We start from the raw sequence: 24,917 nt of genomic DNA, 5'->3' as shown, positions 1-24,917 counted from the left end.
CGAAACATATAATATCTGAAATAATTCATAATAGAAGAGAGAGGATAGTAGCAGGGATAGCCAGGGAGGTAAAAGCGTAATAAACGCATCTCATTATTATATGATTTGGCACGGATTACGCGGATTACACGGTTTTAGTAAATCATAACCGTGCAATTCGTGCAATCCGTGCCCGAAAAGTAATACCTACTGTGAAAAAGAACCGTTGGCTACTTCATCAGAATGCTGATAAATTATAGCCTGTCCAGCCGAACAGAGAAGCGTCTGCACCTGTATTGTCTGCCGATTCGACAAATGTATTCAGTTCGCCGTTCTGCTTCAACCCTGTGAAACTCAATGTATTGGTGATATGAATGCTGGATTCGATGTTTCCTGCACCTTTACTGTCTTTCATATCAACCAGGTCGATAGCTCCACCTGTACCTTTAACCAGTGCATTGGTGATGGTAGCTTTTGCTCCGCGACGAATCTTGATTACATCTTGCATACGGTCTACGTTATCGGCAGTGTTGGCAGCATTATTCACGATAGTCATGTTTTCTACCTTAAAGTCAGACTGACGCAGGTGATCCGGATACAGACCGTCCATGTTACCGTCGGCTTCGATGCCGCGGGGATCGGCTTCCGTACTTGTGTAGTCGCTTTCCCAAACTCCATAGCAGTTCTTCAGCGTACCGCAATAGCCTTGTGTGAAGTCGAACATATCGTCATCCGGATTAACAGCCAGCAGATTGGTCACATTTACTGTTCCACCAAAGAACTCGATTGCATCGTCGGCACTTTCCAGTACGTAGATATTTTCAATCTTTGTTCCGTTGCCGACACCGTTCAAGGTCAGTCCGTTGTGTTCGATGTCTGCTGTGGAGCGTGCACCTGCATAGCAGATTTTCACGTAAGTCAACGAACCGGAGTTGTCATCAGCTGCGCTGCCGCCGTATTTATAGTCATTGTTGATTTCCGTCAGTGCCGTATCGCTCTTGTCGGTCTTTGAACCGGAAATAGGTGCTTTACCATTGATGATCACGCCACCCCAATATCCGGATACCGGGCTGGTGGTATTTGCCGTAAAGACGATTGGTTTATCGGCCGTACCATCGGCATAGAGTTTACCTCCCTGCGCTACCAGCAGGTAACTGCTGAAACCTTCACGCGCCTTGATGGTAGTTCCGGCAGGGATATTCAGGCGACCGCCGTCGGCGATGATAACCGTTCCGTTCAGAATGTATTCTTTGGCATCCAGTGTCTGTTCACCGGTCAGTGTTCCGGACAGGATGTTTTCGCCTACCACGATAGAGCTACCTGTTCCTCCGCCATTTCCACCGTTACCGTTTCCATTGTCATCTCCGTCACTATCACTACTACATGCAGTGAATGTCAGTGCAGTTGCCATAGCGGCAAACGTCATAAAGTTTACAAACAATCTTTTCATTTTGCTTTAATAATTAGTTAATAATCTTATTTCATTATCCGGTTTAAAATGTGCACGACACTCCCAGACTGATATTTATTCCTTTTTTATAATCGCTGAGTACTACCTTCTCTCCGCTTTCGTTGGCTTTGCGGCTCAACTTATAAGAGGGATTCAGCAGATTGCGGGCTTTCAGCGTAAGTGAGACATACTTGTTGAGTTTGGCTTGCGAAACGAAGTCAAGCGTCATCATTCCCTGCTCTATGATGTCTTGGTAGCCTTGCGTACCGATGGTATAAATCTTATCGCTGACATAGTTGAATACCAATGTATTAATGAAGCTATGATTTCCTTTCGTGAAGTTGTGGGACAAGTCGAAATTGGCGATCCAGGGAGCGGCCCCTTCCAGTTGCGATCCGGTGGTAACCGTTGCCAGAGGCATTTTCGCATTTGTATAAATGTACGATCCGTTCAAGCCGAAAGAGAGCTTATTCATTCCGTTTGCCGCACTGCTTAGCGGACGGACAAACAGATTCTTACGTACTTCTACTTCCACTCCGGCCACTGTTGCCTTATCGGCTATATTTTCATACGAAAGGTATCCTCCGGCACTTGCCACTTCAATGCGTGAGATCGGATTCTTGATGAGCTTATAAAAAGCTGTCAGAGAGATCAGTTCAGTGGGGGTAGGATTAAAGTCCCATTTCAAATCGACGTTATAGTTGTCCGAAGGCTTCAGGTTCGCATTCCCCTGACTGTTGAAATTCACACCTACGTAGCGATAAGGAGAAATTTCCTTTGCTTGCGGCAGCGTATATGTTTTGCTCGCTCCGAGACGCAAGGAATGTTTTTCACTCAGATTGTATTTCAGATTCAGACTCGGGAGAAAGAAATCCTTTTGAATCGTGTTGCTTCCTTCCGATCCGCCTTTATTCACATTGTAGTCTACCTGAATATCCACATTGTCATACTTCATTCCTACATTTACAATCCAACGGGGAGTAAACTGGTAGGTGGCTTCCGCATAAGCGGAATGGATATTCTTGGCGACCGAATACTTATCGATGTTCTTCTGAACGGTAAACCATCCGGAAGAGAGATTCTGCTGATTATAATAATCGTCGAGTGAGAAATTATCCAATGAGGGGATGGAAGAAGCGTGTCCTACTGTGAGGTTGTATTCAGTCGCCTTGAAATTGTCGTCTACAAATCGGCCTGTATAGCCCAAGCGTATATTAGAGATTTCTTCTACGTTATCTTTCAGACGGTAGATGAGTCCTGCCTTTACGTTGATGTCATCTTCGTCCAAAGTGGAGAAATACCGTTGCTGGGAGTTGCCTCTGAGTAAGGTATATCCTTCTTCCGCTTTGGTTATGTTGTTGATTCGGCGGTCGGGTTCATTGCCTTTCACGATATTATAAGAAGCACCGGCATCCAGACTCAATGTTTTGGTCAGTCCCCAGTTAGTCATCAGCTGGTTAACGATTAGTAAGTTGTCATTCGCTTGCTGGCGACGGGTAAATCCCTGATTCTCATAATCGTCACTGAAGATGGAGTTTTTACCGGTATAGTCTCCTACGGATTGCACATTGGCATGAATCATCATGAAGTTATAACTCATGTGGTGACGGTTCTGCATATCATAATCCACATTGGCCAGTGCCAGTTGGCTGATATTCTCGGTGTACTTCTTGCCTGTCATATCTTTGTAGATCGTACCGCTCGTCGTTGTGTTGCGGATGGTTTCATCCGTAAATTGATAATCAGTGGTATGTCCGGCAGTGAGAAAGAAAGAGAGCGGATTCCTGTCTTTTCCTATATGAAACCGCTTTCCACCGGAAATGCTATAACTCCGGTTTATCTGCAAGCTCTGCTTGGAGGGGTCCAGCTTATTCTTGAATCCCCAGTTGTTTTCATCGGCGGGTTCTGTTGTAGTGGTGAAGCCCAGAAGGTTTACTCCGTCCTGTTTCAGAAAGTCGGCTGTCACAGTCTGCGTGTTCAGTCCTCCGGAAAGGCCGATATTCAGGTTTCCGCTGCCAATCAGTTCTTTGGAAACAATGTCGATTGTCGCACCGCCGACATCACTGATACCTCCTGCATTAAATGCCTTATTGACGCCAACAGACTGGATAATATCCGTACCGAAGAAGTCGAGAGAGATATTCTTATATTCCGGATCTTCCGAAGGAACGGCAAATCCGTTAAAGGTAGTCGCATTATAGCGGTCGCCCAGTCCACGGACGAAAACATTCTTCACTCCATCCTGTTTGGAGACTCCCGCCACTTTGGTTACAGCCCCTTCCGCATCGGAAACACCTTTGCGTGAAAGCTCTTTGACGCTGACAGCCTGCACGGCAATGACCGCCTTCTGCTGTTCGAGCAATAACATATTCTCATTTTCACGATTCTTCTTTGCTACCACCACAACATCCGAAAGTTCGTGCGCATCTGTCTCCAATTCCAGATTCAGAATCGCCAGTTTTCCGTTTTCTACACGGACCTTACGACGTACTTCCGTTTTATATCCTACATATTTAATCTCTATATCATACAAACCTTCCAAAACACCGGTACTGTTCAATTCAAAATTACCGTCCATATCGGTCACGGCTCCGGCAGGAGTTCCTACCAACCGTATCGTTGCTCCAATCAAAGGCTCTTTGGAAAGTTTATCTTTCACAGCACCTTTAATCTTAATATTGGCAGCCAATGCGGGAAGAACACACAACAAACAAAAGAAGGCTGCAACTGAAAATCTTAAAAGAAATAGTTTTTTCATCGAACTTCGCTCTACGTTTTTATTACGTCGGCAAAGGTAGACCCAAGAGATTACAATATGAATACGAATCAGATACAATGGTTTGAAATAGCCGTTTCAGGTTTGTTACATCGTGTTACAAACTTGTTATCAATGACTTACCACACTGTTTCAATCCGCTTACCAATGAGATTTAGTCCTCTTCTACGTAAGATTTAATCCGCATATCAAAAGAATTTATCTCCCGTCATGCACAGAATTAATCGTCTGACTATAGTTAAACTTGCGTCTGACAGTTGTTGTTTTTTCGTCTGACAGTTGTCAGACGAAAAAACAACAACTGTCAGACGATTAGTTTTGTACCTAACGGAGAATAGATGTCAGCCCCCGAAGAATAAATCTTAGGAAACAAGACTCTAAATTCAACACGATTCTAAGCTAATTATTAGTCGATAGTATCTCCATTCTCCTCCTTCGGAAAGGAGGAGAATGGAGATACTATCGACTTTTTAGTCAGCCCTAATAGAGAAACAGACTAGTAAAGTATGCGAGGAGACAGAGAAATTAGATCAGTTTCTTTTTCTTCCGGTAGTTCTCGCGAAACTCCTTCGGAGAACAATCCTTTTTCTTCTTAAAGATACGATTAAAATTAGACAGGTTATTGAATCCGCACTCATAACAGATTTCTGCGATAGACATCGTAGAATCTACCAGCAACCGCGAAGCGAATCCCAGTCGGATATCAATAATATAATCGGAAAGGTTCTTCCCCGTACGCAACTTAAAGAAACGGCTGAATGACACATCAGTCATCCCGACCATGCTTGCCAACTGTCCCAATCGGATTTCTTCCTGATAATGGAGATTGATATATTCCTGCACCTTCTGTACCCGGCGGCTATCGGAATGAACATCAATCTTGGCAAAAGAAGAACTGGACAGTGTCCGGGCCTCTTCCTCAAAGAGAGAAAGTTCATACAGGATCGTCATAAACTTGATCACCGCATAGAACCCTTGTTTCTCGGAAGCAAGCGTATCCAGCAACGGATATATCTTAAGTATGGCGGACATCGGGAAACAAAGTCCTTTCTGAGCTTTATCCAGCATCCGGCGGATAGAGTCGAACTGGTTCTTATTGATAAAGCTCTTGAAGAACAGGTCGGAAGAGAATTGGATGGTGATCTCCCGTATCTCTTTGGAGCGGCATTCATTCTGTTCCCATACGTGTTCCAAGTCTTTGCCCGTAATCAGAACCAGATCATAATCTCCTATCACTTCGGAGGAATCTCCCACTACACGCCTGACTCCGGCGGCCTTTTCCGTAAAGTTCAGTTCAAATTCAGAATGGTTATGAATCGGATAGGTAAACTCCGTCTTATAACGTTCTGCAATATAGAAACAGTCTTTGTCGGACAAAGGTGTAATTTCACGGATAATCTGATTGGGTATAGGTGTGTTCATAATCAATAATGGTTAACAGTATGTATCGTTCTTAAAATATATAGTATTCTATCTTTTAAATCAGTGTTCTATCTTCACTCCTATCCGTCGCAGGTCTTCACCCGACGGATTCTGAAAGACGCGCAGGCCGAACTCCGGAATGATGGCAAGTACATGGTCGAACACGTCTGCCTGTATGCCTTCGTAAGCAACCCATACTTTGTTGGCAGAAAAGAAATAAAGTTCCAGCGGAATGCCGGTTTCTGTAGGCTGAAGCTGGCGTACCATACAGGTCATATCCTGATTAACAGTGGGCAGGCTCCGCAAATAATTGGTCAGATAGGCACGAAAAACTCCCAGATTGGTCTGCCTCCGCCCGTTCACCAACACGGAATTATCAATATCATGCTCCTTATTATATTCTTCTACCACTTTCTCCGTTTCATCTACGTAATTTGCCAGCAACTGTATCTTGCGATATTTTTCCAGCATTTCGGGAGTACAAAAGCGCACGCTTGTCATATCGATATTAATGGAACGCTTCACCCGGCGTCCGCCGGACTCCTGCATTCCCTGCCAGTTCTGAAAAGAATCGCTGATCAGCAGGTAAGGAGGAATGGTCGTAATCGTATTATCGAAATTACGCACCTTCACGGTATTCAGCGTTACTTCTATCACTGTGCCGTCCGCACCATATTTCGGCATGGTGATCCAGTCGCCCACCTTCAGCATATTGTTGGCAGAAAGCTGAATACCGGATACAAATCCCATGATACTATCTTTGAAAACCAACATCAGAATAGCGGCAGACGCTCCCAATCCGGTCAGCAAGACCATCGGGCTCTGATTGATCAGAATGCTTATAATAATGATGGCTCCTATAAAGAAAAGAATCACTTGCGCCGTCTGCAAAAGTCCTTTCAACGGTTTGTCCCGATACTGCTCCCGCTCACTGTAGACTTGATAGACAGCCGTAAACAAAGCGCTGATGAAACGAAGAAAAACGGCAATGATATATATCAGACAGAGACGCCTCAGAAAATCGAGCAAATCAGAATCCGCATGCTCGGGGAATGCGATAGGAATGGCGATATAAATCAGGATAGGCGCTACCATCCGGCTGACATTCACCATCACTTTATGGTTGAATACAATGTCGTCCCAGGTAGCTTTGGTCTGCTTCACCAACTTGGCTACCACCCGTAAAATGATTTTACGGCAGATTATGTTAGCCAACAAGGCTATTCCGATAATAAACAGCAATACGATCAGATTATCTATTTTGTCCGCCCATACTTCATCCACACCTGCCGAGAGCAACGTACGGTTGACCTCCTGCATCACGACATTGCCAACATTCTCCGTATCTCCATTTGCCAATGCCACACTCACTGTATCAATCACTTCTTTCATAAAATAGTATCTCTTTTAGTTTATTCCCTTATTAGTTAGTTCCCTTTTATTCATTCTCCTTTGGCCAGATATTCCTGAATGTCCTGCCTCAGCCAGTCGTAGTGGAAGAGTCGCTTATAGGCGACGTTCTTCTTCAACATGATTTCGACATTCACCTGGCTGTTCTGATAACAAGTCAATTCATTCCTGAATTGTTCATTATGTTCCGCCAGTCGTTTGATTTCCTGTTCCCGTTCCCGGCGCAGGGCGGTACAGACGGGAATCAGAAGTTTCATCACGACATTATCCATCACGTGATGTCCCTGCATATATAAATAGGTGGTTTCGGGGACGAGTCCCAGTTCCTTTAATTCCGACCGCAATCCGTTCACTTGGTTGACAGAACCGGGGAAGCGTTTTTTCAGTTCAGCAAGTTTCTGATTAACTCGGTGTTGCAGTGCTTCCAGACTGTGTTCCGGATGTTTCAGACTGATCTCCCTCAAGGCAGTATAAGTATGGAAGTCGTACATCGGGAAAGTATACGTATCCCGTTGACGATAAAACCACACGTTCCACAGGAAAAGTGGGTATACGATTTCTGAATACCGTTTCAGATAAGCGTTGAAATCCAGTATAAAACGGTCGTTCAATGTGGCCTGCACACATACTTCGTGAAGACTTTCGGCAAAGCAGTGATAGTTTTCGATAGCGTATGTGTAGGTTTGGAATATGTACTTGTTCCGGTTGATCTTTCGGGAAGTGTTCGTGGCTCCCTGCAACAGGAAATCATAGTCACTGTCGACACAGGCAATCAGACTTTTGCCCAGTTCGGCGGTATTCAGCGTGTTCATGAGTACCATCTTCTTCCCCTTTGCCAATGAGGTGGCCGAAGGGAGCATCACTTGAAAATAATGCTCGTCATCTTCAAACTCTTCGAGTAATGTGCGCCAGAAAGCAACATCATCATAGCTCTCTACGTAAGCAATGATGCGCCGGCGAGCCTTTTTGGAATACAGCTTGTGGGCAGCATTGAAGTAAGAAGAAGTCAGATTATCGCGTAGTGAAGTTGCCATGTAGAAGTTGTCATTAACAATTAATAGTCGGGGTGAGTCTGAATCCGTCCGCTTCGGTGGAAATATCGCTCACCTCTGTCACTGCATCCAGCCAGCCCTCCATGATGACGGCAGGCGAATGGGTGGTCAGAATGATTTGCACATTGGGATTCAGTTCTCGGATCATTGAAATCAGTTTCTGTTGCCATTCGATGTGCAGGGAGGCTTCCGGTTCGTCCATGAAAAGGACACAGTGGCTGTTGTCCTGCACGAGCACTGTCAGCAGAATCACGAGCATTTGCTTTTCACCGGACGAGAGTTTGTATGGAAACAGCAATTCTCCGTCCTGATAGAAGGCTATGTCATTCCGACGGCGGTCTATCTTTTTGCGGGTGTAGCTGAAAAGTTCGTCAATCATATCCTGAAAACGACGTTTGGCAAGGGAGAGGGTGGCGGCTTTGCTGCGCTGTTCCTCGTCATTGCTGGAAAGCATTTCGATCATCTTATTGCCTATATTGACCTGATAATCGAGATAGCGGCGCTGCAACAGATACAGTTGCCAGTCCAGTTCGGACTTCACGTTCTTGTCTGCCATGCGTGCCGTGAAGTCACCCATAATCAAGGGGCGGTCGTAGCTGCGGATCACATCGTATGGGATATAAGTCGCTGCGGGATTATCAAAGAAGAGGTGTACTCCGTTCTTTGCGTCGCTTTTCATTTCACCGGAGAGCTGTATGTCGCCGGAAAGCTGTTCGAGGTATCCCACCGAACGGTTCAGAATAGTGGTCTTTCCCACTCCGTTGATGCCGGAAAGGATATTCACATCCGGACGCAAATCCCATTGTATATTAAAGCGGCCCCAGAGTCCTTTGATCTCGATCCGCCGGATATAGTCTGCCTGTTGTTCCATAATATTCAATTTTAATCAAGGCAAATATAAACAAATCATGCGACAAATTGGTTACCTTTGCAGCAGTTTTCAATAAAGGTAACAATTAAAAGGTATACACAGACTTATGGGCAATAACAAGAATCTGCACGGACATCTGTTTGCACTCACGGCAAACGTTATGTGGGGACTGATGTCTCCTATCGGCAAATCGGCACTTCAAGAGTTTTCAGCTATCTCCGTCACCACGTTTCGTATGGTAGGTGCGGCAGCGGCATTCTGGATACTTTCCATCTTCTGCAAACAGGAGCATGTGGACCACCGCGATATGCTGAAGATTTTCTTTGCTTCCCTCTTTGCTCTGGTTTTCAATCAGGGGATATTTATCTTCGGGCTTTCGATGACTTCGCCTATTGATGCTTCTATCGTAACGACTACTCTGCCGATAGTTACCATGATTGTGGCAGCCATCTATCTGAAAGAGCCGATTACGAACAAGAAAGTACTGGGTATTTTCGTGGGAGCTATGGGAGCGCTTATCCTTATTATGAGCAGTCAGGCAGCGAGTAGTGGTAACGGAAGTCTGATCGGCGACTTGCTTTGTCTGGTTGCGCAAATCAGTTTCTCCATCTATCTGACGGTGTTCAAGGGGCTGTCTCAGCGATATTCGGCAGTAACCATCAATAAATGGATGTTTATCTATGCTTCGATGTGTTATATTCCTTTCTCTTATCAAGATATTTCGGTCATTCAATGGACCAGCATTCCAATGGTTGCCATTTTGCAGGTCTTGTATGTCGTACTGGGAGGAAGTTTCCTTGCTTATCTCTGCATCATGACAGCTCAGAAGTTACTCCGCCCTACAGTGGTAAGTATGTATAACTATATGCAGCCGATTGTGGCTACGATTGCAGCAATCCTCATGGGAATCGGGAGCTTCGGCTGGGAAAAAGGAATCGCCATTACACTTGTGTTTCTGGGTGTGTATATTGTGACGCAGAGTAAGTCTAAGGCGGATTTTGAGAAGGCGGGAAAGGAGTTGTAGAAGTTTCCTCATACCGATAAAATAGAGAAAAGCATCAATGGGGATGTGTCGAAACCCTCATAAATTTAGAAGGGGGGACACATTCCCATTGATACTTTTCTTCTATATATTCAGCTATCTTTAGTTAGCCAGAATCGTTATCTCCGCACCGGACGCAAAATCCTGTCCGTTCTGTTCGCTTAAAGCCGTGAAACGGATATAACGTGCCTTCACCGGTTTGTCAAACAAGACTCTCTTTTCTTTGGAGTCCCTTGCGAACGTTCCTTTATTAACAGGCTCTCCCCATTCTTTTCCATCCATGCTGACCTGAATAGAGTAATCCTTGATATTACCGTTTCCTCCATTCTGTCGTGGCAGGTAAGTAAAGCCTTTGATTTCCTTGACTTCACCGGCATCCAAATCTACCCAATGCGGGTATTTGGCAACTGTCACCGAATACATGGTATGCCAGATGGTATTCGGATCACCATCAGTCAGATGAGAAGCATCGCCTTCACCCGATTCCTGACTACTGGCGTATACGACTTGCGTCTGAATGCTTTCTATTTTCTCAAACTTCATCGTGCTGCTGATATCCTTACTATCCTTATACCATGCCTTGATCGTACCCCCGTTACGCATAGGGACAGGCTCTGTGTATTCCTGCACTTTCTTACTTCCGTCAATGCTATAACAAATGACAGCATCTTTCTTTGCTGAAGTCAATTCGACCATTCCGACAGGGGTGCGTGTGATAGACAGAGGAAGATCTCCCGCAGGAGCAACATTGGCAACGACACTCAGTTCCTTACCGGCAGGACGAATGATGAAGCCCATGCTGTGCTGATTGGCAAACACACGGTCGTGTACGAGAGGACCTCCCTGACCACAACTGTTACCACCCAGACCGGTCACTGCACAATCCAAATGCAGATAGGTATCGCCTGCCTTCGGCAACTGATAAGGATGGGAAGCCAAAATCAAGTCGAGAGCCGAGTACTGAAGTGCCGAAGCCGAAAGACGGTCGGTAGCTACGAAGACAGCTCCATTCCCTGCCTGATTGGTCAATGCACACCAGCGAACATCTTCGTGATTGCCCATATCCTGAGGTTTCGGGAAGTTTACGAACTCACCTGCTACGCTATTCGTATACTGTTCGATAAACTGTCCGCTTTTACGGTCGGCATAGTTATCTATCGGTCCGCGTCCATAGTAAGTGAAGTTACTGTATTGTTGGGGAACTTTCATCACATAACCCAAACGTGGCAGAACCAAACTCGAACGATTGGAAGTAATGCTGGACTGCAATTCGATAGAACCGTCCGGATACACTGTCCATATCTGGTTAGTGACAAATTTAAAGTCATTGCTACCGAATTTTCTGTCGGTCAGTTCTTCGATGCTATTCTTACCGGAGCTTGTACCACCCTTAATGCGTGCGGCATTCGGTGCCTGAGATTCTACCGTAAAACTTAATACCAAAGTGCCATTGTCTTTATTCAGTACTTTATATTCAGTTGCTTTATGAATCAGATTGTGCAAACCATGTTCGAACCAGGGAGCATAGAACCAGTTATCATTGTTTGTAAAAGCACGGAGAGCATCGAGCTTCGGACCGTTGCCATCGGCGATAACTGTCTCGTTGCCATACTTCAGACTGTAGATACTTCCGGTTTGCGGGTCAAATATGGCTTCAAAATCAGTTCCCTTTATAAGGATGCGCTTCGTATCCTTGTCCAGCACAAATCCATCCAGTTTTGCTGCACCGACAGTTACTTCACTGATGGACGGGCGATCCGTAGCCTCCTTTATCAAAATCTGTTCCTCTGCCATCGGAAAGCCTTTGGCAGCCCAAGGTCTTTGATCTTTCAGTATAAACTGTAGTTTCATAAAGTATTCCGCATCTTTCTTAAGAGAGGCATGATCATACGGCAGAGTGATCTGTGCACGTTGGCGTGGAGCTATATTGATATCCATCGGTTTACCGGTCATTATCGGTTTGCCGTCTTCATAAAGCGAATATACCAACTGGTAATCTTCCGCCAAGTTCTTAAAGTAGTACTTATTGAAGATCTCAAATACCCCCTTTTCTGTATCTATTGCCTTTACGCCGATGTGCTGATATACCTTTTTCACTTCATAGTACTGAGGCTTCGGTTCAAGGTCACCAAACACGATGCCGTTCATTACAAACTGACCATCATTGGGAGTATCGCCAAAGTCTCCGCCGTAAGCCAGATAACGGACACCTGTCTTCGGGTCATAATTGTACATAGACTGGTCTACCCAATCCCAAATGGCACCTCCACAGAAGAAATTGGTCGACTCCATAGCTTCCCAGTAATCTATCAGATTACCGCAGGCATTCCCCATTGAATGGGCATATTCGGATATATGGAACGGATACTTGATATCATATTTCCCCTGCACGGCCCCACGTACCCAGCCGATAGACGGATATTGGTTGGAACCCATATCTACAATGTCATTATTACGCTCATATTGCACAGGACGGGAAGTATCAAACTTCTTCAAAGCATCATAAGCCGCCACAAAGTTCTTGCCCGGTCCGGCTTCATTGCCCAACGACCAGATAACGATAGAAGGATTGTTGACATTGGCACGCACCATTTCCATCACACGTGCCACGTGCGCATTTTTCCATTCCACCGGATGAGAGAGGGAGGCAGCACCATAATAATATTCGTGCGATTCTATATTCGCCTCATCTTCGAGATAAATACCGTATTTGTTGCACAGGAAATACCAATACGGATCATCCGGATAATGTGAATTACGTACATGATTGATGTTGGCACGCTTCATCAGCATAATCTCTTTTTCCATCATCTCACGGGTAATGGCGTGCCCTACTCCCGGATTGGATTCGTGGCGGTTCACTCCTTTCAGTTTGACCGTCTTTCCGTTCACATAATAATAACGTCCGGCAAGTCCGAATTCATCTTCGGAGGCAGGAGTATCCTTAATCTCCACTTTGCGGAAACCGACAATGGTGGAAACCATTTCAACGGTTCTGTTCTTCTTATCCTTCAATTCGGCTACCAACGTGTAGCGATACGGAAATTCAGCCGACCACTTATTAGGAGCCTTTACCTTAAGAACAGTCTGAACACTACCGGTTTCATTCGGAGCGATTTTGTCGATCACAGGAGATAAGAATCCGTCTACCAAGGTATTCTCATCAGAATACAGTTTGTTGGCATATAAAGAGTAATATACCTTGTAGTCTTTGATGGCTTTCTTATCCAGATTACGGATTTCGGCATTGACAGTCAGCGAACCGTCCGTATAAGTCGCATCCAAATCGGGTGTGGCAACCAAGTCACGGAAATGAACTTTGGGAACCGAGTACAAGGCAACCGTACGGAAGATGCCCGGCAGACGGAACATATCCTGCGCTTCGAGGAAGGAACCGTCCGAACTACGATACACTTCGGCGGCTACGGTGTTCTTGCCTTTCTGTAAATAGGGAGTGATATTGAAATTAGCGGTATTACGCGAATTCTTGGAGAAACCTACGTACTGACCGTTGATCCACAGATAGAAGAATGAATCGACACCATCGAAGCTGATAAAGACTTCGCGTCCGTCCCAGTCCTGCGGGATTTCGAAATCACGGCGGAAGGAACCTACTTCGTTCCGATCCTTGTAAGTAGTCCAGTTGGCAGGAGGAGTACGCATCACGCCTCCGCGCCAGTCATCCACCTTCACGCTGTGCTGGAAGATTACCGGTTGGTTGACGTAGATAGGCGTTCCGTACTTCTGGCTTCCGTCCTTTTGAATGCCATAAATATTCCAGCTTGAAGGTACGGGAATCGCATCCCATGAGCTGACATCATACTCAGTCTGATAGAAATCTTTGGGGCGGGAGTCGGGGTCGGGTGCCCAATGGAACTTCCAGTCACCGTCAAGTGACTGCCAGAACTTACTGTTTTCCGGCAATACCTTGCGGGCATTATCCAAATGCTGGAACGGAAAGAAATAAGCATGCGGCTGCTCTTTGTTGAGCGCCAGGTTTTCGGGAGATTCCCACTCTTTTCCTGTAGGAGCATTCACCGAACCATAGGTGAATCCTTCTAACGGTTGGTCTGCAAAGCTCTGTATTGACAAACTACAACACAAAAGCCCAGTTAATAAGGTTTTGTTCATCAGGTGTTAAAGTTAACAATTGGTTATTAATTAGGGTATAGTTATCGGGGGTAAATGTTCGGTCGTTTTTCTAATCCATCACTGTTTCTGCTTTATCATCGTTTTAATTCGTCAAAATAGGTATCCAGCAGGCTCTTAGCAGCGATAAACGAAGTAAGATTTCCCTGCAGCACTTGTTGTTCCTTCTCCTGAAGCATCGCTTCAATCCGAGGATTGTGATAGAAGCTATCACGGAGCTGTTCATTGATCGTTTCGTACATCCAGTACTTACTCTGTTCATTACGGCGATAGTCAAAATAACCGTTCTTCTTCACGAAATCGATATATTCATACACCATGTCCCAGATTTCCTTCACGCCGATATTATAAAAACCGGAGTAAGTCAGCACCTTCGGAATCCATCCCGATTCGGGAGCCGGAAACAGATGCAGCGCATTACGGAACTGACTGGCAGCCAACTTGGCAGGTTCCAGATTATCTCCGTCGGCTTTGTTGATGACAATACCGTCCGCCATCTCCATGATTCCTCGTTTGATGCCTTGCAATTCATCTCCCGTACCTGCCAACTGAATCAGCAGGAAGAAATCTACCATAGAATGAACAGCCGTTTCGCTCTGTCCCACTCCAACGGTTTCTACAAAGATTTTATCAAATCCGGCAGCCTCACAAAGCACAATCGTTTCACGGGTCTTCCGGGCAACTCCTCCCAACGAACCTGCTGAAGGGCTGGGGCGGATAAACGATTTGGGATGTACGGAAAGTTGTTCCATACGTGTCTTGTCTCCCAGGATACTGCCTTTACTGCGCTCACTGCTAGGGTCGATAGCCAGCACCGCCAACTTACCGCCTTTTTCGAGCACATGCAGACCGAATACGTCAATCGAGGTACTCTTTCCCGCACCGGGCACTCCACTGATACCTACACGGATAGAATTGCCGGAATAAGGCAGACACTTCTCGATCACTTCCTGGGCGACAGCCTGATGTTCGGGCTTCACGCTCTCTACCAGTGTCACAGCCTGACTGAGAATAGTGACATCGCCTTTCACAATACCTTCTACAAATTCCGCTACCGAAAGCTGACGCTTTTTGGGCTTACGTTTCAAATAAGGATTCACGGATGAGGGCTGTTCGATGCCTTTATTGACAACGAGTCCTTTATATTCTTCGTTATTTTCAGGATGTTCCATGATAATAAGAGTTAGCGTTTGATATTTATTTCAACTTTCGGACGCAACGGGTCGTTTGTAATCATCAAGATACGTAAATGATGTTTCTTATTACCTACATCCCGCTTGTGGATCGTCACTTTCAACTTGGTCATTCCGTCCGGCGGAATGACCGTCTTTTTCAGTCTTACTCCTACAGAAGAGTTGAATACCTGTAGCTTGCTGATGACCAACGGGGTTTTGCCCGCATTAGCGATCAATATATCATGGCTGACTTTATTCTTCTTGATCAACGGAATACTCAGGTCAATATTCGTCTCCGAGATGTGGATGGAAGGAGCATTCAAAGAATCTTTCTCCGTCATACGCGAGAAATCAGGAAGAAGAATGGCCGAAACGGGTATCTCATTGTCTTCACTCACTTTATCACCGGAGAAACGGGACAGGTAGACAGAGGTCTGTGTCAGTCCGAAGTCCTGCAGCTGGCTGGCATCCAGTGTCAGCTTGATCGTTCCTTTTTTACCTTTCAGCAGTACTTTAGGTTCCGCTTCCATCTTCAGATAAGGAGGCAGGTGCATCAATACCGGTTCGTACGGACGGTCGGAAAGATTGGCAATGCTGAACGTCATGGACGGTTGCTGTCCGCGATAGACATCGGGGAAGGAGAACTCGTCACGGTCAATGCGGATATTGCCGATGGCATACGGAAGAAGTTTTGAATAATCTTTGATTTCCTGCACTACCTCACCGGTGAATTTCAGATAAACCAGATTCGGAGTGGCATTGCTGTATATGCCTATCGACTTGTCAAAACGTCCCAGCGCTTTCGCGTCAAAAGAGGCTTTCACAGTTCCTTTGGCACCCGGAGCAATGGGTTCCTTTGTCCAGTCGGCTACGGCACAGGCACAGGATGTCGTGACATTGGTCAGCACCAACGGCTCGTTTCCGGTATTGGTGATGGTATATTCTACTGTTACCGGCTTTTTCCATTCTATTTGTCCAAAGTTGTGCGTCTCCTTGTTAGAGGAAATACGGGGTTGGGCAACAGCCGCCAAAGTGACAGTAAGCAGAGTAAATATCAATAGTAAAGTACGTTTCATGTGATATATTTTATTTTGGTCCACAAATGTAGGAGTTTTAGATGAGTTTTTCATCACAGATTACATAGATTAACACCGTTTGAGAAAATACTTTACCCTGTGACAACTCCTGCAGCGCAGTATTCATCAACAAAAAGTTCCCCACCGATGAAGGCAGCCTTCATCGGTGGGGAACACCTTCCTCATCGGTGGCGAGTGCCCTGCTCACCGGTGGAGAAGAAATCTTCTCTGTGCGTTATTTAATAATAATTGTCATCGAAGCCGAGTGCGAAGCGTATTCCGGCGCATAGGCGCATTGCATGGTTGCCAAACCTGTCTCATAGGTTCCTACTCTGCTGATACGATAGCTATGCTCCAACACATACACTCCTTTTCCTAAATGATCAAAGAAGAAATTGGTGGAAGCATCCTTGATGTCTACGTAATAGCCGATTCCATTACTCCAGTTGTAACCGGATACGCTGCCGATCGGTTCGAAGCAGGCGCCCCGCTGGTCTTTCAACTGTACGAAGTCCATCGCACGGTCTGCACGAATGCTCAAACGGGAAACTACTTTATCGCCTACCTGAAGAACGGTCTTTTCTGTAATAGGCTGTAGTTGAGGAGCATTGTTCACCATACGTTCCACATACAGTTGCTTTTGCACATTCAGTTCTCCTCCCTGTTGTCTCACATCCTTGATGGGTGATTCATATTCCGCATAAACGGCTCCCCACGCAATGCCCGGATTTCTCTTTTCGACTTCTATCTTACGGGCGTCCACTACATTCTTCTGTGTAAACGAGCGTTTGATATAGCCCAGTCCCGGTACGGTAGTCTTGCTTGGAGAGACAGTTTCCAGCACTTCATTGGCAATGACAATACGCACGTCTCCCTGATTGTCGAGCAGGTTTACGCCTTTCATCAGTAAGGCATAGACAGCATCGGCAGTAGCTACCGGAGAATTCCACTGTTGGGTCTGTTTCTGTTTGAGCAGCCAGAGTTTCATTTCTTCTACGGTATCGTTATTTCCGCCTGTCAGTTCCAGTGCTTCCATTACGTCTACATGAGCCTGCATTTTCATTCCACCCCAGGAATAGGGATTTTCATTGAAGGCGAAGAACATTCCCTGTTCGTCCGTTTTCGTCAGATGTTCTTTCAGTGAAGCGATGAACTCCTGAGCTTCTTTCTTCCGTCCGGCCTTATCCAGAATGATAGCGGCAATCGCTTTCGTATCCATCGAAGCGGTCGGAAGCATTTCGCCTATCTTGGACAGATAATAAGTATAGGCGGCTTTATTGGAAGCCGGAACTTGTTCGCCGGACAGAGCGATCAGATATAGATATTGCAAGATACTTCCGGAAACACCTGTAAACTTCACACCGTCTTTCTGTGCTTTGAGAATTTCTCTATATTCCTTCAGAGCTTCCTGATGGAGATAGGTAAAGGCATTCTTCTGCAAGGCAAGCGCCGTGCCGCTTGGTTGTTCACCCGTCATCATAGCCAGACGGGCATTCAATTCGGCAATGTAGGTAGTGACGTAACGGCTACCGGTCATACCTTTATACCACGACCATGCTCCGCTTGAATTCTGCAACTCCTGTAATCTTGTCAATGCGGCAATGTTGTTGCTACGGATATTGTTCAGATCGAACAGAGTGGCGATACGTTCTTTCTGCTGTTCTTCCGTTTGCGCTTCGAGTACCCACGGAGATTCGGATAACAGGATATTCTTCACTTCCTGGTTCTTTTGCAGGTTGCTCAGGAAGGTTTCTTTGGTTCCCCCCTGTAGCTTCCAGCTATCGAATACGGCTTTAATACGTGGCTGGCTGTTCATGATGTAGGAAGCCAGTGTATTTGCGTAGTAAGCGGTAGCCCACGAAATGGCATTATTATTTTCCGGAAGGCTCAATGAAGGCAATGCCTGAATAGCATACCAGGCAGGATTTCCGGTAAATTCAACGGTTAGTTTACGGTCGGTTGCCGTCTTACTATGATGATTGAACAGGCTGTCAAGAGAGAAAGTACGTGTTTCTTCTCCACGGACAGGCATCGGAAGCGTTTCTACCAGATGCTCTTTATTACTAAGCACGGGAAGTAGCTGCTGTTCACCATCACTGAAGGTACCGCTGTCGGCTATCATCCGGCATCCCAGTATCTCGTATTTATCACTCACGGTAAACATGAAACTGACGCCGATTGTCTTTCCGGCCTCTACGGTAAACTTCTGTTTTTGTGTGCTGATTACCTTTTCCGTCATCGGATCAAAGAGAATCATGCTCACCGTACCGGCCTGCGGCTTTCCGGTCATGTTGGAAATGGAGGCGGCAACAGATGTCTTATCTCCGACACGTACGAAACGAGGCAGATTAGGAGTCAGCATAAATTCTTTGCTTGTAGTGGCTTCACCGTCCAGTGTACCCATCAGCATACCTTTGGTATGAGAGTAACCGCGGAAGTTCCAGCGGGTCAGGCTTTCGGGCATAGTGAAGGAGAAGGAAACTTCGCCTTGTTCATTGGTACGAAGTTGCGGGTAGAAGAAGGCTGTTTCCGCAAGGTTCGTACGCAAATCGGCGGGAGCTTCGGGAAGGGTTTCTTCTTCGGATGCGCTGTCCTGCTTGCCTGCCTCTACTGACACTAACTCTGATTCAAATACCGCATCCTCAGCAACACTTCCAGCCAAAGCAGGTACATATTTTGCTTCCGCCTTACTTCTCGAAACGCCCCGTATCATCATACTGCCCGTCATTGAGGCCTGCTTTTGCACGCCATATCCTCTGACCATCACTCCCGGCACCATTCCATTCAACGCCTGGTCCATCGACATCGTTCCCTGCGTCACAAAATAGTCATATTCCATTGTCGGTACTTTGAAGTATTTATTATTCCACCAGTAATTGAACGAATTATTACCGAAATATCCGCCCATCCAACTAGAATAAGGGATGATCTGATTATAGAATACACTGAAATTCTGTTTTCTATTCCATATCTTATCCAGCGAAGCATCGTACATAGTTGCTAGCATTTCTGCCTCGGCAGCCTGTCCCTGCGGTGTCTTAATAGTCAGTTTCCATTCTTCTTTCTGTCCGGGACGCAGTTTATCACGGAATACTTCCCATTTCATGGTCAATGTCTTGTCCGGCAGACGCTTTTTCAGCCTTGCCTGTTCCTGATAGACTTGTCCGTCTCTTACCATACAGAAACTTACCAGTACTCCGTCACCATAGCTTTCCTGATATGGATATTTAAAATGTACAATTGTGTCGGACAGATTCATAGTCTTGCTTTCCAGCAACTTATTACCGGAAAATACATTCATCATCACATAAGCATCTTTTTTCGAAGTTCCGAAGCAGAACACGGCCGGATGCGTTGCATCAAATTCCGTATTTGCCTCATAGAACCAAACGGTCGTTTCTACCGGCGGACGGTTATCTTCGCGGGAGAAAAGAATGGTGTTGGCCTCAGCCGTCACTTCTTTGCCCTGTCCATCTTTTACGACAGCTTTCAACACATACGGTCCGGAAGGAAGGTTTCCCCACTCAATCGTCATTTCTTCGTTGGAAGTAAATGTACCTGTTGCAGCCGGATTCTCGTCCAGTTGCTTGAAGTCCGCATCTTTCGCCTGATAGAGGGAGAATGTACCTTTTACTTCAACAGGCTGCCCATTCAGATTCTGTACCTTAAATACAGTGTTAAACGGTTGATTCTTACAGGTCTTCTCTTTTAATTCTGTTTGTAGAGTCAGTGAACGGTTACCTGCTGCTATCACATCTGTAGACGACTGTGTTTCACCTGCTACATTGGTTGCAGTAGCCTCTATCGAGTAGCGGTAATAGATTCTGGTATTATTCTTATAGGCGTTATTTTCTTCCAAAAAAACCGGAATCGTAAATTCCCCGTCCTCATTGGCAATTACCTCACCGGAAGCAATCTGCGTACTTTCCGCCAGTCTCCAAAGATCGACAACAGAACGCTTCACTGTATATTTTACCGGAAGGTCTTGCAGCAACACACCGCTATAAGACTGTATCTTACCTTTCACCTCTACCTTATCGCCCAATTGATAACTGCCCTGTTGCTTGTCGAAAGTAATATCAAACGTCGGACGTTTATAGTCCTCCACGCGAATATTCGTTCTTCCCTCGCCGGCTTTCAACGAAAACATCCCATTCAGACAAGCGGATGGCAATGCAAAATCGACAGTAAACGAGCCGAATTCATTGGTACGAACCGCTTTCTGTCCAACTTCCTGATTATTTGCATCCATCAAAACAACAGTATAGTCCTTGTTCGGAAGTACATCTGCCGTATCAGATTTCTGTACATAGGCAATTCCTTTCACATATACGGTCTGACCGGGACGGTACAAAGAACGGTCCGTCAACAAAGTCATTCCTTCGGAGACCTTGTTTTCATCTCCGTAATATCCATAACTTCCACCGTAAATGCTTTGAAACGGCATACCGGTATCGATACCTTTAGCAGCTTTCAAATATCTGTATTCGGATTTCCAGGGGAAGACAACTTTGCCATCTGCCCCGGTTGTATATTCCTGCAATACTTTTTCGTCATTCGTATAAAGAGTTATTTTCGCATTCGGTATAGGGTGTCCCGTTTGTCCGTCCAGCGTCACTACCTCATATTGATTTCCCGGTAAACGGCAGGTCAATACTTTGAAACGTGTCACATTGAATTTGCTTTCACTGTCTCTCTTGGCACGAATATCCGGAACGATACGCATTACATATTGTCCGACTTCCGGCGCTTTAAAGGTAAATACCGTATCCTGCGTCCGGTAGTCTTCGGGACGAAGAACTGCAAAGTGCTGTTCCTTTATCAACTTCTTTGCCTGATAAAGACGAAGTGTAAATCCATCCAGATTCTTGTGCGAAGCTCTTATTTCGATTTCCTCACCAGGGAAAGCTGTTGCAGCCGCAGTTACATTCAGAAACGGTGACAGGATATCTTCGCGCAAATTCTTCAGAGCGTTAATTCTACGATAACCGGGGTATAAACGGATGGCCTCATCACAAAGCTGCAAAGCTGACGTTTGCTGTTCTTTTTCAATCGCATAGCGAGCCTGGGCCAAATAAACTTCAGCACAAATACTCTCTGATTTAAATCTGCTTTTCAGTTCATTCAGTGCAGTAACGTAGGTATCTTCTGTTAATCCCGACAATCCTTTCTTCAGTCCGAAAGGCCGGATGTTTCTATCTGAATCACGTCTCCACTCTAAATAGCTGAGCGCTGTCAACACATAGCCTTCTTTCAAACCGGATGCTTTATAAGCAGCAATCATATTTCCATAAATTGCTATAATATCCTGTTTCACCGAAGATTCTTTTTCAGCAGACGAATCTTCCGAAATATCTTCCACCGGAGTGGCACGATCCAATCCCGCTACCTGCTGTAAAGCTATAATACCGCGGGGAGCCAGCAGATGATACATATCATGATGATAGTATTCACTTGTTTCGCCCAACTCAACAAAAGGAATATAAGTACGTGAAGATGTGTTAAGCAATAGTACGGAATCCGCCATTGCTTCCCTTACGTTTGTTCTCACTTTCTCTACAAACATGTTTGCTGTCCACTCCCTCATATCTGCCGAAGGAGCTTCACCTACAATCTCTGTCCGTTGCCGGAGTTGCCATTGATTGTTAAAAGCATACATTGAATAAATCTCGGCTATCAGCGAATGTAATACAGCTCGGTCCATGGGTTGGTCAGTTTGCTTTGCCCACAGTTCCAAACCATTCAGGTTCGTATACAGGCTATCTGGGGTCAGCATATCCCGGTATCTCATCCGCCACATATACGCTTTCAGCATTTGTGGAGAGTTCTTTTCTTTCTCCCCTTTCTGATAAATCTCGCCAGTCAGTTTTATCACAGTCTCAGGCAGGCTCTTCTTTTCTGCCTGCTCCACTTGTTTCCATAATTTGTCGTAAGTTTGTGCCTGCACTGCCGGAATCACTCCCAGACATAATAGCACCAGCATACAAATCTGCCTTATTTTCATAATCTTTCCAGTTTAAGTTTGATATATATCTGTATAAATAACAAAGTAAGGAATAAAAGTTTAAAGATTTATTCTTTTTCAATTAATTTTCAATAATTGTCTTATTTCATCTGATACCAAATTTGAAAAAGAGACAGCAATGTTCGATTTTTAAGATTATATTAGAAATTCAGTTGATCAAAAAATAGTGAACCAGCAAATAATTCGCATAAATAAGTGTAATAATATGCAGAAACATAGACTAATATTACATAAAGGTACGTGAAATATGCATCTTTTCTTACCAACAAAACCTTCGTTGGTTTAAAACCAACGGGATGTTCCTTTTAAACCAACGACTCTTTCCTCACCGAGGAACTTATTTATCACCGGCAAAAAAGTAATAAAAGAGGCATAGGGAGGCTATTTTTCTCTAGTTTATCGACAATAACAAACATGATAACAATAGCATAATGAATCATCAAATTTCAATAAAGTTACCAAATAACCAGTTTAAGATCAAGACAGCTTCAATTTAATCACAAAACCATCCAATTCATAAAAAGAGTAAATATCATAGTTACAAATGCCGAAGCTTTTTCATTCTATATTTATATGATGTTGGCATTAGCGCCTTCCTGACTGTTTAAATATTCCCTTTTTAAGAAGGTCATTTTTTCACCATGAGACCGATATATACACAAATAGAAATAAAACAGGTGAGGAGCTAAAAGAATGTATCGTAATATGGGAAGAAAACAAGAGTATATTATGTGAAAAGAAATACGAAAATAAAAATGGAAGAAAACAACAATATACTTTTTGATCTTTGATTTTCCCCTATTTAGTTCTATCTTTGTCTATGTTTCATATAAAAATGTAATTTAGATGGACGAGAGATTCAGACGATACCCGATAGGAATACAGAATTTCGAAGATTTGCGAAATAATGGTTATGTGTACGTTGATAAAACGGAGTTAATTTACCGTTTGACAAACACAAATAAGGTTTATTTTTTAAGCCGTCCCCGACGATTCGGGAAAAGTCTGCTAGTATCTACACTCGAAGCTTATTTTTCCGGAAAGAAAGACTTGTTCAACGGATTGGCAATGGAAACTCTGGAAAAAGAATGGGCTGTTTATCCGGTGCTACATATTGATTTCAGTGTGAGTAAATATATGACTGCCGAAGCGTTATCAGCCGTCATTAATTACCAGTTACTGCAATGGGAAAAATTATATGGACGCGAAGAAGGAGAAACGACTTTCAGCCTTCGTTTAAAGGGAATCATACAACGCGCATATACACAGACCGGCAAACCGGTTGTGATACTTGTAGATGAATATGATGCTCCCATGCTGGACAGTAATAACAATACGGAATTGCAAATAGAAATTCGTGATATTATGCGCGATTTCTTCAGCCCTTTGAAAGCGCAAGGCCAATATATCCGTTTCCTTTTTATCACAGGTATCAGCAAATTCAGTCAAATGAGTATCTTTAGCGAACTGAACAACTTGCAAAATATCAGTATGTGGGATGAATATAGCGCTATATGCGGCATTACCGAACAAGAGGTACACACACTGCAAATCGATATCGAACAGATGGCTCAAGCCAATAACGAAACATATGAAGAAGCTTGTACTCATCTGAAACAACAATATGACGGATATCATTTTAGTAAGAATAGCAAAGACATTTATAATCCGTTTAGTTTATTCAACGCATTTGCCCAAAAAAGTTATGAGAATTTTTGGTTTTCTACCGGTACTCCCACTTTTTTGATAGATCTCCTGCAAGAAAGTAACTTTGATATCCGTGAGTTGGATGACACTACTGCTACAGCAGAACAATTTGATGCTCCCACTAATAGAATTACCGACCCTCTTCCAGTACTTTATCAAAGCGGCTATCTCACTATTAAAGGATATGACCCGAGTTTTCAGCTCTATACCCTAGCTTACCCCAACAAGGAAGTCAGGAAAGGATTTCTCGAATCTCTCATGCCTGCTTATGTACATTTGCCCGCACGAGAGAATACATTTTATATAGTATCATTTATTAAAGACTTACGTGCCGGAAATTTGGATGGATGCCTGGAAAGACTAAAGTCCTTCTTCGCTTCTATCCCTAATAAGTTAAATAATAAAGAAGAGAAACATTACCAAACCATCTTCTATCTATTTTTCAGGCTGATGGGGCAATATATAGATGTGGAAGTAGATACAGCTATCGGAAGGGCTGACGCCATTGTAAAATTACAAGATACCCTTTATGTCTTTGAATTTAAAGTGGACGGTACACCGGAAGAAGCATTGGCGCAGATTAATAGTAAGGAGTATGCCATTCCCTATCAGGTGGGAGACTGGAAAATAATAAAAGTGGGGGTAAACTTTGATAGTGCGACAAGAACTATCGGAACATGGAAAACAGAAAGATAAAGAACGCGGATTAACCACTATACAGCCTAAATGACAGAATAAAAAGTGGGGATAACGTTTTCAATAACGCATCCCCACTCAAGCTTA

The 24,917-nt window shown here is 44.6% G+C and carries 12 protein-coding genes; 2 read left to right on the top strand and 10 right to left on the bottom strand.

Translation table 11 applies throughout. From position 1 onward, the window contains the following. Positions 1–217 precede the first annotated feature (217 nt). From DW640_RS12665 to DW640_RS12640, 6 genes are all read right to left on the bottom strand, one after another. A complete protein-coding gene (locus DW640_RS12665; RefSeq protein WP_117578308.1) occupies positions 218–1,429 on the bottom strand; it encodes a hypothetical protein in 1,212 nt (403 codons plus the stop codon). 43 nt (positions 1,430–1,472) lie between these two features. Then, a complete protein-coding gene (locus DW640_RS12660) occupies positions 1,473–4,187 on the bottom strand; it encodes a TonB-dependent receptor (protein WP_117578306.1) in 2,715 nt (904 codons plus the stop codon). Between the two features lie 543 nt (positions 4,188–4,730). Beyond that, positions 4,731–5,627: an AraC family transcriptional regulator gene (locus tag DW640_RS12655; protein ID WP_008760939.1), complete on the bottom strand. Its 897-nt coding sequence runs from the start codon at positions 5,625–5,627 to the stop codon at positions 4,731–4,733. 60 nt (positions 5,628–5,687) lie between these two features. Continuing rightward, positions 5,688–7,019: a mechanosensitive ion channel family protein gene (locus tag DW640_RS12650; RefSeq protein WP_008760938.1), complete on the bottom strand. Its 1,332-nt coding sequence runs from the start codon at positions 7,017–7,019 to the stop codon at positions 5,688–5,690. A 50-nt stretch (positions 7,020–7,069) separates the two neighbouring features. Then, positions 7,070–8,071 (bottom strand): DUF4435 domain-containing protein, encoded by a 1,002-nt coding sequence (locus DW640_RS12645; RefSeq protein ID WP_061474335.1) that lies wholly within the window; start codon positions 8,069–8,071, stop codon positions 7,070–7,072. 13 nt (positions 8,072–8,084) lie between these two features. Next, positions 8,085–8,960: an AAA family ATPase gene (locus DW640_RS12640; RefSeq protein WP_008760936.1), complete on the bottom strand. Its 876-nt coding sequence runs from the start codon at positions 8,958–8,960 to the stop codon at positions 8,085–8,087. A 106-nt stretch (positions 8,961–9,066) separates the two neighbouring features. Between DW640_RS12640 and DW640_RS12635 the strand changes: the two genes are divergently transcribed. Next, positions 9,067–9,984, top strand: coding sequence for a DMT family transporter (locus DW640_RS12635; protein ID WP_008764292.1), 918 nt, complete (start codon positions 9,067–9,069; stop codon positions 9,982–9,984). A gap of 120 nt (positions 9,985–10,104) precedes the next feature. On the opposite strand, the gene DW640_RS12630 is transcribed toward DW640_RS12635, so the two are convergent. From DW640_RS12630 to DW640_RS12615, 4 genes are all read right to left on the bottom strand, one after another. Beyond that, entirely contained in the window at positions 10,105–14,133 is a 4,029-nt protein-coding gene (locus DW640_RS12630; RefSeq protein WP_117578304.1) for a glycoside hydrolase family 2 TIM barrel-domain containing protein, read from the bottom strand. Positions 14,134–14,228: 95 nt separating this feature from the next. Further along, positions 14,229–15,323, bottom strand: a complete 1,095-nt coding sequence (meaB, locus tag DW640_RS12625) for a methylmalonyl Co-A mutase-associated GTPase MeaB (RefSeq protein WP_008764290.1) — start codon at positions 15,321–15,323, stop codon at positions 14,229–14,231. Between the two features lie 11 nt (positions 15,324–15,334). Continuing rightward, on the bottom strand, positions 15,335–16,402 hold the full coding sequence (locus DW640_RS12620; protein ID WP_008760932.1) for a DUF1573 domain-containing protein: 1,068 nt from the start codon (positions 16,400–16,402) through the stop codon (positions 15,335–15,337). A 235-nt stretch (positions 16,403–16,637) separates the two neighbouring features. Then, positions 16,638–22,406 carry an alpha-2-macroglobulin family protein gene (locus DW640_RS12615; protein ID WP_187323719.1) on the bottom strand — a complete coding sequence of 1,923 codons (5,769 nt, stop codon included), beginning with the start codon at positions 22,404–22,406 and terminating at the stop codon, positions 16,638–16,640. Positions 22,407–23,273: 867 nt separating this feature from the next. Here DW640_RS12615 and DW640_RS12610 point away from each other — a divergent pair. Next, entirely contained in the window at positions 23,274–24,830 is a 1,557-nt protein-coding gene (locus DW640_RS12610) for an ATP-binding protein (RefSeq protein WP_016269500.1), read from the top strand. The last annotated feature ends 87 nt before the right edge of the window (positions 24,831–24,917 follow it).

The organism is Bacteroides sp. AM23-12, assembly GCF_003434395.1.
In the GTDB taxonomy this organism is placed as follows: domain Bacteria; phylum Bacteroidota; class Bacteroidia; order Bacteroidales; family Bacteroidaceae; genus Bacteroides; species Bacteroides thetaiotaomicron.
Note: the sequence above shows the minus strand (reverse complement) of the source record. Positions and strands in the feature narration are given on the sequence as shown.